General features: G+C 57.1%; 13 protein-coding genes and 4 pseudogenes. 12 read left to right on the forward strand and 5 right to left on the reverse strand.

The features are described from left to right. Together CPT76_RS34265 and CPT76_RS34270 are read right to left on the reverse strand one after the other, a co-directional pair. A pseudogene (locus tag CPT76_RS34265) lies at positions 1-299 on the reverse strand (PHP domain-containing protein); the annotation flags it as partial. A 51-nt stretch (positions 300-350) separates the two neighbouring features. Continuing rightward, positions 351-1257: pseudogene (locus CPT76_RS34270) on the reverse strand (LysR substrate-binding domain-containing protein). 384 nt (positions 1258-1641) lie between these two features. Between CPT76_RS34270 and CPT76_RS34275 the strand changes: the two are divergent. The 6 genes and pseudogenes from CPT76_RS34275 to CPT76_RS41045 all read left to right on the forward strand — a co-directional run bounded on the left by CPT76_RS34275 (position 1642) and on the right by CPT76_RS41045 (position 6746). Further along, entirely contained in the window at positions 1642-2100 is a 459-nt protein-coding gene (locus tag CPT76_RS34275; RefSeq protein ID WP_105446086.1) for a chemotaxis protein CheX, read from the forward strand. A 194-nt stretch (positions 2101-2294) separates the two neighbouring features. Next, positions 2295-3068: an SDR family NAD(P)-dependent oxidoreductase gene (locus CPT76_RS34280; protein ID WP_105446087.1), complete on the forward strand. Its 774-nt coding sequence runs from the start codon at positions 2295-2297 to the stop codon at positions 3066-3068. 163 nt (positions 3069-3231) lie between these two features. Further along, positions 3232-4691: pseudogene (locus CPT76_RS34285) on the forward strand (DEAD/DEAH box helicase). Between the two features lie 91 nt (positions 4692-4782). After that, positions 4783-5529 (forward strand): ABC transporter ATP-binding protein, encoded by a 747-nt coding sequence (locus tag CPT76_RS34290; RefSeq protein WP_105446088.1) that lies wholly within the window; start codon positions 4783-4785, stop codon positions 5527-5529. A gap of 3 nt (positions 5530-5532) precedes the next feature. Further along, a complete protein-coding gene (locus tag CPT76_RS41040; protein ID WP_258169076.1) occupies positions 5533-5958 on the forward strand; it encodes an ABC transporter permease in 426 nt (141 codons plus the stop codon). 38 nt (positions 5959-5996) lie between these two features. Next, a complete protein-coding gene (locus CPT76_RS41045) occupies positions 5997-6746 on the forward strand; it encodes an ABC transporter permease (RefSeq protein ID WP_258169077.1) in 750 nt (249 codons plus the stop codon). Positions 6747-6847: 101 nt separating this feature from the next. Here CPT76_RS41045 and CPT76_RS38550 read toward each other — a convergent pair whose 3' ends face one another. The 3 genes and pseudogenes from CPT76_RS38550 to CPT76_RS34305 form a co-directional block, all read right to left on the reverse strand. Beyond that, positions 6848-6976, reverse strand: a complete 129-nt coding sequence (locus CPT76_RS38550) for a YjcZ family sporulation protein (RefSeq protein ID WP_212971272.1) — start codon at positions 6974-6976, stop codon at positions 6848-6850. Between the two features lie 131 nt (positions 6977-7107). After that, a pseudogene (locus CPT76_RS34300) lies at positions 7108-8407 on the reverse strand (aminotransferase class I/II-fold pyridoxal phosphate-dependent enzyme). Between the two features lie 165 nt (positions 8408-8572). After that, positions 8573-9226, reverse strand: coding sequence for a pyridoxamine 5'-phosphate oxidase family protein (locus tag CPT76_RS34305; protein ID WP_105446089.1), 654 nt, complete (start codon positions 9224-9226; stop codon positions 8573-8575). 210 nt (positions 9227-9436) lie between these two features. Here CPT76_RS34305 and CPT76_RS41755 point away from each other — a divergent pair, with 210 nt between their 5' ends. The 6 genes from CPT76_RS41755 to CPT76_RS34325 form a co-directional block, all read left to right on the forward strand. Beyond that, on the forward strand, positions 9437-9922 hold the full coding sequence (locus CPT76_RS41755) for a GntR family transcriptional regulator (RefSeq protein ID WP_308737726.1): 486 nt from the start codon (positions 9437-9439) through the stop codon (positions 9920-9922). 84 nt (positions 9923-10006) lie between these two features. Further along, a complete protein-coding gene (locus CPT76_RS41760; RefSeq protein ID WP_308737727.1) occupies positions 10007-10846 on the forward strand; it encodes an aminotransferase-like domain-containing protein in 840 nt (279 codons plus the stop codon). Between the two features lie 198 nt (positions 10847-11044). After that, a complete protein-coding gene (locus tag CPT76_RS34315) occupies positions 11045-11830 on the forward strand; it encodes an AraC family transcriptional regulator (RefSeq protein ID WP_076174099.1) in 786 nt (261 codons plus the stop codon). A 91-nt stretch (positions 11831-11921) separates the two neighbouring features. Next, positions 11922-12044 carry a hypothetical protein gene (locus CPT76_RS41050; RefSeq protein WP_258169078.1) on the forward strand — a complete coding sequence of 41 codons (123 nt, stop codon included), beginning with the start codon at positions 11922-11924 and terminating at the stop codon, positions 12042-12044. A 234-nt stretch (positions 12045-12278) separates the two neighbouring features. Continuing rightward, positions 12279-13274 (forward strand): phosphotransferase enzyme family protein, encoded by a 996-nt coding sequence (locus tag CPT76_RS34320; protein WP_181153232.1) that lies wholly within the window; start codon positions 12279-12281, stop codon positions 13272-13274. Between the two features lie 24 nt (positions 13275-13298). Further along, on the forward strand, positions 13299-13655 hold a 357-nt coding region (locus CPT76_RS34325; protein ID WP_146116529.1), incomplete at its 3' end, for an SDR family NAD(P)-dependent oxidoreductase.

The following is a 13655-nucleotide window of genomic DNA, read 5'->3' on the forward strand; positions in this document are numbered from 1 at the left end:
GAACCTTCCTGTATGTTTCAGCATGCTCCGGAAAAGTCGGATTCGATGCCGAGCAGCACGTCGATGCGCCCCTCGTATTCCTTTTTCAAATCAAGCACTTCCTGCACATAATGCTGAAGCTCCGATTTGCCCATGGCGATGCGTGGGAACGCCCGGTCCTCTTTCTCGCCAAAATAAGGGGTGTGGTCCGAAATGCCGATGACTTGAAGTCCAGCCTCCAGCGCCGCTTCCACGTAATCCCGGATATTGCCGTCAGCGTGTCCGCAGCGGAAGTGATGGGTATGCATATCGAATTTCATATCGTACTCCTCCTCGTCAATAATCGTTGGAATCAAAGGTCTGCGGCGGGTTTACTCCGAGCTGATGAAGTTCGTTTCCGGCATGCCTTTCAGGTCGCTCAAAAATTGCTGCATGGCCGAGTTCAGGTATTTGCCGGACTTGTAAATGACGCCGACAGGATGGCTCACTTCCAGCTCGGTCAGCGGTATGATCTTCAGTGTGCCGAGGCGGAGCTCGCTCGCGACCGACTGTTTGGACATGATCGCCGCGCCGAGGTCGATTTCGACCATCCGCTTGATTTCTTCACTGCTGGACAATTCCATGACGACATTGGGCTCGATTCCGTGCTTTTTTAAAATATCATCGGCAAACCGTCTGCCCACCGTATCGGGAGACAGCAGGATGAGGGGCGTTTCCCGGAGGACATCGATCGTGACGCCTGTCTTCCGGGCAAGCGGATGGCGCGGGGAGACGATCAGCTCGAACGTGTCATAGTACAGAACCGACGTCATCAAATTGGGGTTGCGCTCGATCAGATAACCCAGGCCCACATCGATCTGTCCGTTCTCTCTCCACGCTGGTGTAAATCTGGGAAGAAGCCATGGACATGATGGAGGTTTTGATGAGTGGAAACTGGTTCTGGAAGTAAGAAAGGACTCTGGGTAAAATTTGTATGGCTATCGAAGTGGTGGTTCCGAGCACGATGTGTCCCTGCGGTGTTTGATCCAGGTCGTACAGGCGCTCCTTCAGCTCTTCCACAATCGCTAGAATCCGTTCGGCATGGCTGAGAAACACTTCTCCGCGGTCGGTCAGCGTGACGGGCTGATTCCGGTCCACAAGCACCGTCTTGAACTCGTCCTCCAGACTTTTGATCTGGGCAGACACAGCCGGCTGGGTCAAGTTGAGCAGCTCTCCGGCTTTGCGGAAGCTCATGGTTTTCGAGATGGTAATCAGGGTCTCCAATTGGCTAATGTTCATGCATTTCCTCCTTCGGCGTTGATGGCTGCCGTCAAGCAGATCAGTTCGAACAAGTGTATCCTTTCATTATATGGGATTCCGGAAGTCAGGGCAACGTAGGCGGATACAGCCGGTGATTCGTTTATTTTTGGAAAAAGCAATCTACAAAATTCGCCATGGTCTTCAAAATTGCTCCGGAAGTACCGATATAGATAAAGGGAATCATCCCGGTTTTCTTTCTTAAATAGGAAAGCCGGCGGATATATAAGGGCATTTATACCCTGGATTGAAGACGTTTCATGAATTTTTCGTGATTTATTCCAGGGTTTAAAGTATAATTATTCCAATGGTAATGGGACTTTTGGGACATGTCCCAACCCGTTGTGAAAGGGGCAGTAATTACATATGAAGGCTGAAGTCATTAATCCTTTTCTGGAGTCCGCCCGGACCGTCATTGAACAAGTGATTCAGGTTACCCCTTCTACAGGCAGCCTCGGGGTGAAGAATATGGAGATCATCGAGGATCACATCTGGATTCAAATCGGGATGACAGGACAGCTTACCGGCAATATCGTGTTCGGAATTCAAGAGCATGTAGCGCTGCGGATGGTGTCCGTGATGATGGGTGGTTACATTCTGACGGAAATGGACGAAATGGGCCAGAGCGCCATCTCCGAACTTGGTAATATGATCAGCGGCAATGCCAGCACGATTTTGTCCAACCAAGGGGTCACAGTTGACATTACGCCTCCGAGAGTGATGAAGAGCGAGCATATCGTGTCGTTCCTTCCGCAAAAGGCGCTCAGCATTCCGCTGCTCATGGACGGAATCGGCGAACTGGATATTCAGGTCATGATATCTTAAAATATCAGCAAGGAATAACGGCAGGAAGCACAAGCGTTACGTTTGCTGATCCCTGGGCATGATGCTGGCTCGCTGTGAGCATGCGGGCGACGTTATCCTACAGAAGTGGGAAAGGGCGGGAACAAGCTCTGGACGGCGCTGCTGCGCTGATTCGGGGTGTTCCGGCTTGTTTTCCTATAGGAGGACGAGAAGCCATGTTAAAGGACAAAGTCGTCGTGATCACCGGGGCGTCGAGCGGGATCGGGGCCTTGACGGCGAAGCTGGCCGCAGCGGAAGGCGCGGTGACGGTGCTGACCGCCAGGTCGGAGCAGCGCCTGCAGGAAGCAACAGAGGGCATGACGGGATCCTTCGAACTGCGGGCCATGGACGTGACCCGGGAGGACCAGGTGAGCACCACGATGCAAGACATTATACATAAGTACGGCCATATTGACATTTTGCTGAACAATGCGGGCTACGGCAAGTTTGAGACGATTACGGACATGCCTGCCCAGGAGTTCGGACAGATGATGGACGTCAACTATATGGGCACGGTCCGGTGCACCAAGGCGGTGCTGCCGTCAATGCTTCAGCGCAAAGCGGGACATATCATCAATGTGGCGTCGATGGCGGGGAAAATCGGAACGGCCAAATCCACGGCGTACACGGCCACGAAGCATGCCGTTCTCGGCTTCAGCAACGCTCTCCGGCAGGAGCTGCGGGAATCGGGCATTCGGGTGTCGACGATCAATCCAGGTCCGATCGATACGCCGTTTTTTGACATTGCAGACCCGTCGGGTGGATATGTCAGCAACGTGAAATGGCTGATGATGACGCCGGAACATGTAGCCCGCAAAATCGTCAAGGTGATGCATACCGGGAAGGAAGAAATGAACCTGCCGGGGAAAGCGGCGGTCGCCATGCGCCTGTATCAGATGTTTCCTAGACTGGCGGACCGGCTGACCTACCGGATCATGAACCGGAAGTGATACGCCTCCTGATCTCTATAAATAAGCCAGCTCCCATATGGGGCCGGCTTATTTTTTACGCCCGCAGAATTTTGCGGTGAGTCCGATACTTGCATTTGGTGGGATGGCGCTTTTGGCATATAATGATAAAGAATGACTTAAAACATAAAGGATGAACGATTTCATGAACCCGACTTCTTTTGAAGCAACAGGTATTGACCGAGTATGGATAGACAAGCTGGCCGAGTACGGCATAACGGAGCCTTCGCCGGTCCAGGCGCAGGCCATTCCTGCGGTGCTGCGCGGAGCGGATGTGCTCGCCCGCTCGCAGACGGGAACCGGCAAAACGCTGGCCTACCTTCTGCCGGTACTGCAGACCATCGATCCGGAGCTGAAGGCGACCCAGAAGCTTATTCTTGCGCCGACGCAGGAGCTGGCGATGCAGATTGTACGCGAAGGCGAAAAATACGGGGAAGCTCGCGAGATCGGCGTGCTTGGGCTGATCGGCGGGGCCGCGGTCAAGCGCCAGGTGGAGAAGCTGCGGCTGCATCCACAGCTTGTGGTCGGAACTCCCGGCAGAGTCCGCGAGCTGATCGAGATGCGCAAGCTGAAGATGCATCACGTCTCGACCATCGTGGTGGACGAGGTCGACCAGGTATTTCAGCTCGGCGGCGCCGGCGACGTCGACCGGATATTGAGCAGCGCACTGCGTGACCGGCAGCTGGTATTCCTGTCGGCCACGGTCAGCGAGAGCACGGCGGCGCTGGTCAAACGGGAAATGCGCAGGTCGAAATCGGCATCGACCCGGACCAGACGACCGCGCCGGGACTGGAGCATTTGTATGTGGTCGCCGAGGAACGCGACCGGGTCGACATGCTGCGGCGCCTTATCCGCCAGTACAACCCGCAGCGGGCGATCGTCTTCGTCAATCAGACCGAATCGATCGCCGAGGTGGAGGCGAAGCTGACCCATTTGGGCATCGCTGCAGAGGGATTGTACGGAGACGCGGACAAACTGGCACGCAGCCGGGTACTGGGCGGCTTCCGCCACGGCAGGTTCAAAGTGCTCGTGGCAAGCGACGTGGCGGCACGCGGGCTTGATATCGAAGGGCTCGAGCTCGTCATCAACTTCGACCCGGCGCCTGACGCCGAGCACTATGTGCACCGTGCCGGACGGACGGGCCGGATGGGGCGCAGCGGGCGCGTCATCTCGATTGTGACGGACCGCCAGACCTTTATTATGCGGAAGTTTGCAGGAGAGCTCGGCATCTCTCTCGAGCCGCGCGTGCTGTACGCCGGCAAAGTGCTGTCGCCGGAGCAGTTTGCGGCCCGGAAGGGGGAGCCGTCAGGCCAGCCCCATCAGCGCCAGGTTCGGCCATCCGGGAGCCAAGCAGGCATGGCGGAAGTGCGCGGCAGCCGGCAAGGAGACTCGAAGCCGGCCAAGGGGAGCATCCGCGGCTCATCCAGCCCGGGCGAACCGCGGGAAGGCGGCGGACGCCGCGACGGCCGGGAAACGACCCGGCAGGGCGGTGAGCCTTTCAAGGGCGGCAAACCGGCGGCCCGCCAGAGCCAAAGCGAACGGGAGCGTATCCGCAAGAACAAGGGCGCCCCGAAATGGTTGAAAAATAAACCTCCCCGGCCTTAATCGGCGCGCGGGGAGGCAAGTACGGATGGATTCTCCCGTGCGGACGCGCCCCTTGCTGTTCCGCCCGGGAATTGAATGAGGTGAAGAGTTAATGAGTGATACGGCTGTGCTGGATATTCAAGGCCTCATCGGTGGTTACAGCCTGAACCACCCGGTGCTGCACGATATTTCGTTTCAGGTCGGGTCCGGCGAGATGGTCGGCCTGATCGGATTGAATGGGGCCGGCAAAAGCACGACAATGAAGCATATTCTCGGATTAATGCATCCGCAAAAAGGTGACATCCGCGTGAAGGGCAAGAAGCGGGAGGAAGACGCCGAGACCTATCACGGGGCGCTCGCCTTCGTTCCGGAATCTCCGCTGCTCTATGACGAGATGACCGTCAGGGAGCATTTGGAGTTTACCGCAAGAGCGTACGGCGTTGACCGCCAGGACTACGAAGAGCGGGCGGACCGGTTGTCGCGCATCTTCCGGATGCAGGACAAGATGGACAGCTTGTCCACGCACTTATCCAAGGGGATGCGGCAGAAGGTCATGATCATGTGCGCGTTCGTGGCCCGGCCTTCCCTGTACATCATCGACGAGCCGTTCCTTGGCCTGGATCCGCTCGGCATCCGCTCCCTTCTTGATTTTATGGTCGAGCTCAAAGAAGGCGGGTCGTCGATCCTGCTGAGTTCCCATATTTTATCGACGATCGAGAATTACTGCGACCGCTTTATCGTTCTCCACCAGGGACGCGTGATCGCGCAGGGGACGCTGGGGGACATCGCCGCGCAGGCCGGCAGACCGGGACTGCCGCTGGAGGAGCTGTTCTATACTCTCGTGCAGGGCAGGGATTGAATGATGGACTTGAAAAAACTTCGGATGGAGCGGCGCGGTCGCTTCTGGGGGGAAGTCACCCCTTATCTCGGCTACGTGATCCAAAGCGGTGTGGCCGTGCTGCTGCTGTTTATGCTGATTGCTTTTGCGGCGTGGTACACGTCGCTCGTTCAGCATATTCCAGCCGGGCTGCCGATTCGCTGGATTATGCTGATCCTGTTCGTGCCGCTGACGGTAAACAGCAGCTTCCGGACGTACCTGCAGCCGGCGGACACGGTGTTTCTGCTGCCGCAGGAGTCCAGGATGAACGACTATTTCAAGGCAGGCTGGACCAGCGGCGTCGTTTATAAACTTATCGGCCTTGCTCTGTTCTTCATCCTGTCCTGGCCGCTGTATGTACGCAGTGATGCGGATCCAAGTCTCTGCGTCCTGCTCTCCTGTTTGCCTTGAAGATTCTGGCTTCCTACGGCTGCTGGAAGGAGCAGCGGATGGTTTCCCGTCGGGCATCGGCAGGTTACCGCCTGCTGCGTTACGTCGTGCTGATTCTTGCGGTTGCCGCCTGGCTGTGGCAGCCGGAGTGGCGGAGCCTTCTGTTTATCGTGCTGCTGGCGCTGACCTATATCGCCGCCCTACGCATTCCGGCCAAGCACTTGGTGGCCTGGGAGCGGCTGATTGCCGCGGAGAAAACCCACAGCGCCCGCGTTATGCAGATCCTCGGCTGGTTCGTCAACGTTCCAGGCAGGCAGCAGCGCGTCTATCCGCGCAGGTGGATGTCCTGGGCGGGAAACCGGGTTCCCTGGAAGCCGGAGGCAGCGTACCGTTATTTAATTACGAAGAGCTTTGTCCGCAGTGATGTATTCAGCATCGTGATCCGGGCAGGCATCCTCGCAGCGCTCCTCGTTTGGTGGACCCGGCAGGGGCTGCTCGGCAGCGGGATTTACCTGTTTTTCGTATTCGTGATCGGCGTTCAGCTGTCCTCGCTGCTGCGCTACCACCAGGAATCTTTCTGGCTGCACATTTATCCGGTGCCGCCTGCATCACGCAAGCAGAACGCCGTTAACCTGGCGTTTCAAATTCAGCTGGTTGTAGCTGTATTGATCTGGCTGCCCATGCTGGGTGCGGGGAGCGGCCGAATCGGACCGATGCTGCTGACGCTGCTTGGCGGGGTCGTGATCAGCGTGCTGTTCCGTTATTTTCAGTCCCGGAAGGGCAAGAGTGATGACGATGACGATGAATAGCCAAGCGAAAAAAGACCGGGAATAAGGCTCCCGGTCTTTTTGTGCATCCAACAGAAACGCGTGATTGATCAGCGGTCTGCTTGAATGGATTGCTTTTTCGATTATAACCAGAAAGAACGAGTGATGATGACCAAGAGGATAAAGAGAACCAGGATGGCGCCTGTGTTGCCAAACATTCCGTGGCAATGTCCATATCCGTATCCATATCCGCCTCTTACTTCTTCGCTCATTGTGCATTCCCCTTTACAGTGGTTTGTTTTTCGTTACACCGTATCCTATGTCTAGGGGGGCGGCTGTGCTTGGGCATATCACCCGTTCTTCTCCAAAAAAATAGGTTGTTGATGATGCGTAACCCCCGGGCCTATTTCCGCTGCAAATCCCGGACGCCCTGATAGACTAAATCGAACAGGTCTTCGAGATATTCCTCGTCGATGCAGGAGAACGCGATGCGCAGGTCATGCTCGCCGAGGGCGATGGTGCCGACTCCGTATTGGTGGATCAAATGGCTGCGCAGCTCTTCGGCCGACACGCCTTTCAGCTTCAGGCACATGAAATATCCGGAATTAAACGGATAGTACTCCCACACATCACCGTACTTGCCGCTGTCCAGCAGTGATTTCACTTTGTTGGCGCGGCTTTTCATGATGTGGAACTTCTCTTCCTTCTGGGCCGCGAAATCAGGCGACTTCAGCGCGTCCAGCACGAAGGTCTGGGAAGGATGGGGGCCGCTGGAAATCGTCGCGCGAATGATGCCCAGCGTCTTTTGCTCGAGGGCGGCGAGCACGTTGGTATCTTGGGAAGCGTAGGTGATGAAGCCGACCCGGAATCCCCAGACGAACTCCTCCTTGGTGGCGCCGTCGACTTTAACGGCCAGCACGCGCGGATGAATATCCGCCAATTTGCCGAACAGCGACTCTTTGAGGGAATCCTCAAAGAAAAGGCCGAAATAAGCGTCGTCCGTAACCGCCACGACATTGATGCCGGCTTCGGCAGCTTCCTTGATGGCAGCGACGATGGCTTCGCCTTCCGCCGGTCCCGGGGTATATCCCGTCGGATTGTTCGGGAAGTTGAGCAGCACGACGGCTTTGCCTTTGTTCTTCTGGGCCAGCAGGGCTTCGCGAAGTCCGTCACTGTTGAAGGTCATGTCCCCGGTGAACAGCGGATAATTGACCAGTTCGCCATGGCGGCGGATGCCGAAGGTCAGCTCGTAGTTCTCCCAGTTTTTGTCCGGATAAATGACGGCGTCCCCTTCGTCCACGAACAGATCGGCCACGATACTAAGCCCGTGGGTCAGGGCGTTCGTCACAATCGGGCTGCTGACCGTTTTACCCTCGAGCGACGGGTTTTCTTCGATCATTTTGCCAGCCAGGCAGCGCGCAAGTCGGGTTTGCCTGCGGGTGGTGCGTATGGGTACAGGTCCTTCGGCGCAAACGCGGACAGCTTCTCCTGGATAGCAGCCAGATGCATCGGGATGCCCTGTTCGGTCGCAATGCCGATCGTTGCGTTATATTTTTGGCATGGCTGGTCGCTTCCGCGGATTGGCTCAGTATGCCTTCCTTCGGAAAATAGATTTCCTGGCCGAGCTTGGACAACATTTCGTACACATGCGCGTTGCCGGCTTTCAAACTTTCGTTCAACTGTGCAGCGAGTGGGTTTAACATGGTTTCCATCCTTCCAAATCTGTGTAATGATAGGCTTTTGCAAGGTATATGCCATTTTAACTGCCTAACATTATATCACCTGCGATGAGAGCCGTCACGGAAAAAGGAAAAGGATGGTTGTGCTGTGAAAAAGGCTCTCTAAGGCGCTTCCTGAGCGATGCCGCTTTACTCTTCTTCAGAATAGGGATCCGGGGCCAAGGTTTGCTGCATATGAGGGCAAGCGCTGCTGCGTATCAGCTCCATCGTCTCCCGATCCTTGCCGCGGTCTCTGGCATCCAGACCTTGCAGTACCTGTTCCCTTTTGTCTTCCGTCAAATTTTGCCCAAACTTGAACTTCGCAGTGATTCGGTCGGGAACGATACGCAGAACGGCGACCCCGCGCAGTCTGGAAGCGTATTTGGGGTTGGCCGCGTCAATGGGGGCGTATCCACCCTCGGGCTGGAGCTTGTTCATAAACAGGGTAAAGGCGGCTGCTTTCTCTTCCAGGTCCTGTACGATTTCGACCTTTCCCGATGCGGTCACGCTCTTGAAATACGAAGTGGCGGGGCAGGCCATCAGAGGGTCGGTAAAGTAGGAAGGAATGATCGCATATTCCTCCGCGACGCTGAAGCTCACCGCGGGATTGGCGGCGAGGTGGTCCATTTTTTCGCCGAAACGGCTGCCATGCATGTAGAACATGCCTTGATGATACACATAGTTGATCGGAGTCACCCGAGGATGTCCGTCCTCTCCGAGGGTTCCCAGGAAGCCGAAGCTCATCTCTGACAAAAACGCCTCGATTTCTTCCTCACGCGTCACTTCAAATTCATTTCTTCTCATTGGTTTTCTCCTCCTTGATGCATCGCTTGCCGATCGGCGGTTATCGCTGCGGTGACAACAGCATAACGGGAATATTGACAAGGAAAAAGGTCCAATTTAGAGTATTTTTTATAGTCCATTTTGCTGGCGGCTGAGACGATAAGCGGTCACGGGAGGAAAAATGCGTTTGTTGAATCTGGTTTTTTCCACAGCAATGGAAGGGAGGACGGCATGGAGATATCCCTGCATCTGGAAACTTATATTGAGAAACACCGCTACAAGTACCTCGCGCTGTATCACGCTCTGAGAGACGCCATCATGGAGGGGCGGCTGCCTGGAGGAACGAAGCTGCCTTCGACCCGCGAGCTGGCGGATCAATACGGCTTGTCGAGAGGATCGGCCGCCTTAGGTTACGATATGCTGGTGTCGGAAGGCTATGTCCTCAGCGAAGTAGGCCGGGGGACCTTCGTGGCTCAAGCGGGACCTGCGCCAACAGCAGGGGGGGATGCAGCTGCTGCACCGCTTGCTCTTTCCCGCTGGGGAGAGCGGCTGCTAGAGCTCCCGCCAATCCCAAGATCCGGCGGCGGCAAGGGTCCGGCCGGCATCGACTTGGGGGGAGGCGGGATGAGCATGGAGCTGTTTCCCTATGCGGAGTGGCGCAGCGCCATGACCTATGCAGGGAGGCCGGGGCGGAGAGGATATGCAGCGCGGAGCTGATCCCGCGGGGACCTTGGCCTGCGGCAGGCGCTCGCCGCCCACCTGCGCGTCACGCGGGGAATTCATACCGATCCGGAGCAAATCGTGCTCTTCAGCGGATCGATGCAGGGCATTACCCTTCTCTTTCAGCTGCTGCTGGCGGCAGCTGCCTGCGGAGCGGAGGTGATTCCGGCTGAGGTCGATGTCCACGGCATCCGTCTGTCCGATTGGAACGCCCGCCTTGTACTGGTGACGCCGAGCCGCCAGTACCCGACCGGCGCCGTCCTGACGCTGGAGCGGCGCCGGCAGCTGCTGGACTGGGCGGAACGGCATCAGGCGGTCATCCTGGAAGACGATTACGACAGCGAGTTCCGCTTCGGCGGCAGGCCGATCGAGCCGCTGAAGACGCTGGATACGCGGGAGCGGGTCATTTATATCGGCTCCTTCTCGAAGACGATGTTTGCCGGGCTGCGCCTGGGTTACGCCATCGTCCCCCAATCGCTCGTGGATGCGGTGCTGCGGGCCAAAACGCTGTACGAGCCGCTGACGACAGGGCTGCTTGAACAGCGGGCGCTTGCCCGGTTTATGGCCCGCGGCGATTATGGCCGGCATCTCCGCCGACTTACGCGGATCTATGGTGCCCGTCACCGCCATTTCTGCACCCGGATGCAGGAGATGGCGGGGCATCTGTTCTCGCTGATGCCTGGGGATTCCGGCCTGCATGTGTATGCTTATTGGCTGCAACCGCCGGAAGCTTTTGCAGCCTTTACAGCCGCAGCAGCGGCTCGTGGCGTAACGTTCAGGGACGCGTCCGGCTACAGGATCCAGCCGGGACCGCCGGCCGCCTTTTTCAGCTATGCCCGATGGGATGAGCGGCAGCTGGAGGAGGGGGTTGACCGGCTGGCCGCGGCATGGGAGGATATCCGTCAGTGTATGGACGGGTAGGAGAAGCAAGCATCGTAACCGCTTGCGGTTATTTACTGTGCTGGGAGCATTAGGAGAAGGCGCGATTTTGGATAGGCTTACAGGGGCGGTAAACCCGGCGGAAGCTCAGGGGATATGGGCCGGATGTGCAAAAACCGCGCCGAAATAGTATCATAGGGAGGAAAGATATGAGTCTATGATATAGGGGGGAATGACGACATGCTGCACGCATCGCCGTCATCTTTTGAAATATTGCCGTCCCTCGCCAAAATTGTGTGCGAGCCCGGCTGGAAATGGCAGAAGCGCGAGAAGGCGCTGGAAAATTACGATTTATTTTATGTATGGAGCGGGGAAGGGACCGTCATCCGGAATGACGAACCGTATGAGGTCGGCAAGGGGAGCTGCTTCCTGTTCAGGCCCGGCGACCACACGAGCGCCACGCACAACCCGCAGAAGCCACTCGTTCTGACTTACAGCCACTTTCGGGTGTCCGAGCCTGTGACGGATATTCCGCTGCCGTACCGGAAGCTGACGGAAACCGTTGACTTTGAATACATGCTTGCCCGTTACGTCAGGCTGTTTCTTGTGAACACCTTTGCCGCCCAGGAAGAGGGGCAGCTCATCCTGAAGCAGCTGATGATCCATCTGCTCCGGCACGACCGGCAGCAGCCGGAGGAGAAGAAGGTCAGCAACCAGCTGACCGAAGTGATCCACGAGATCGCCAATTACATTCAGCAGCATCCCGGCTTACCGCACCGGGTCGAGGATCTGGCCGCCCGCGCCGGGTTGTCGCCGCGGTATTTCTCGATCAAATTCAAGGAGCTGATCGGCTCACCCGTTCAATCCTACATTATCCGGACGCGGATCGACCGGGCACAGCATCTGCTCCTGCATGCCGGCATGAACGTCACGGAGGTGGCCGATGCGCTCGGATACCGCGACATTTTTTTCTTCAGCCGGCAATTCAAGCAGTATACGGGCAAGAATCCGTCCGAAATCCGGTAATTGTTTCCTGCTGTTTCGCGGTCTTCCCCTTTCGGGTAATAAGCTTCAAGCTTGCAAATGCACCGAATAAACGAAGGGAGGAAAGAATCGGATGAGCAGACGGCGGATTCGCAGGCGTGACGGGTATGCCGCAGCTGCGGCGGCGCGGGGGAAATGCCGTAACCGGATGCGCCGGTACAGACCGGTCAGCATCATGAGCGACGTATGGTTTTAACCCCACTCGTTAACCTTTTTTATGAACTTCATCACACATGATATAAATGATGTCTTAAGAGCAGCGCGGGATGCCAGCCCGCCGCTGCTTTTTTGTGCGCGCATCATTAGATTGGAATGGTCTATAGCACCGGTTACGCGGAGAATGCGGTTCGCGGTTGCGCTCTCCCCCGGCCTGCCGGCTTATGGTATGCTGTGGGAGCAAGGTGTTAAGCAGAGGATGGAGGATAGCGAAATGAATGAAGCATTCGGAGCAAATTTGGAGGACAACCTGCGCCTCCTGCTGGTTCAGGCAGAGCAGGTGCTGATGTCCGCCCTGGAGAAGTTTGGCATTAAGGAGGAGCAAGCGGAATTTATTCAAATTTCAGACCATATTACGTACCGGGTGAGTGCGCGGTCCGGCGGCAAATTTTTGCTGCGGATCCATCCGGTGTCGGCCGACGTACCGGCTATCCGATCGGAAATGATGTGGCTGAATTGGCTTTCTTCCCAAGGCCTGCCGGTTCCGGAGGGCGCAGCGGACCAGGAAGGGAATACCGTGGCGATTTGCGAGGCGGACCGGAGTCAGGGCTGGCCGGTGACGCTGCTGCGCTGGATCGAAGGGGAGCAGGCGGAGGACGGCCTCGATGACAGGCAGGTGTACCGGATGGGCGTGCTTATGGCCAGGCTCCACCAGGCTGCACAGAGCTTTGTTCCGCCGGAAGGGTTTGTCAGACCCGAATGGGGGGCTGCGAGCCTGACAGAAGATATGCAGCGGCTGGAACGGCGGCACCGCGCCTTTCTGAGTTCCGATGAATGGGCGCTTTATGTACAGGCGGCGGACCTAATCAAAGGGCGGATCGCCGCATGGCCTCCGGGCCCTTCCCGGTACGGTATGATCCATGCGGATCTCCACGAAGGGAACGTTGTATTCAAGGACGGGGAACCTTGCCCTATCGATTTTGGCCGCTGCGGGTTCGGTTATTATGCATACGACTTGGCGCAGGCGCTCATCGGTCTGTACCCGGCACAGCGGAGCATGCTGCTGGACGGGTACGAAAGCATGCGACTTCTTCCGAAGGAGAGCGTGTCCATGCTGGAAACCTTTTTCCTGCAGGCGGTCCTGGAGAATCAGGCGTTTCACGCCGGCAATCCGCAGGAAATTCCGTCGCTGAAGGAACAGAAGGGGTATATTCTGTCCGCGATCCGCAGCTACTTGGCGGAAGAGCCGTTTCTGTTTCCGGCGAAATAACATCTGAACGGGAGTGGAGCGCAATTGGGAGGACATGATGAGCGGCCGGTCGCGCTGGTCACGGGCAGTTCCAGCGGCTTCGGGCTGCTGACCAGCGTGGAGCTGGCTGCCTCCGGATACACGGTTTTTGCCGGAATGCGAAGGCCGGAAGCGAGCGGGGAGCTGATGGACGCTGCGCAGACGGCGGGGGTCAGACAGCATATTCACGTGGTTAGGCTAGATGTGACGGACGGGGGACAGGTGCTTGAGGCGGTATCGGGCATCCTGAAATCCCGCGGACGCATTGACGTGCTTGTGAACAATGCAGGCACCGCATACGGAGGAATGATCGAGGAGATTCCGATGGACGTGTGGAAGGCGCAGCTGGAAACGAATTTCTTC

Source organism: Paenibacillus sp. AR247 (genome assembly GCF_002968895.1).
GTDB lineage: Bacteria > Bacillota > Bacilli > Paenibacillales > Paenibacillaceae > Paenibacillus_AQ > Paenibacillus_AQ favisporus.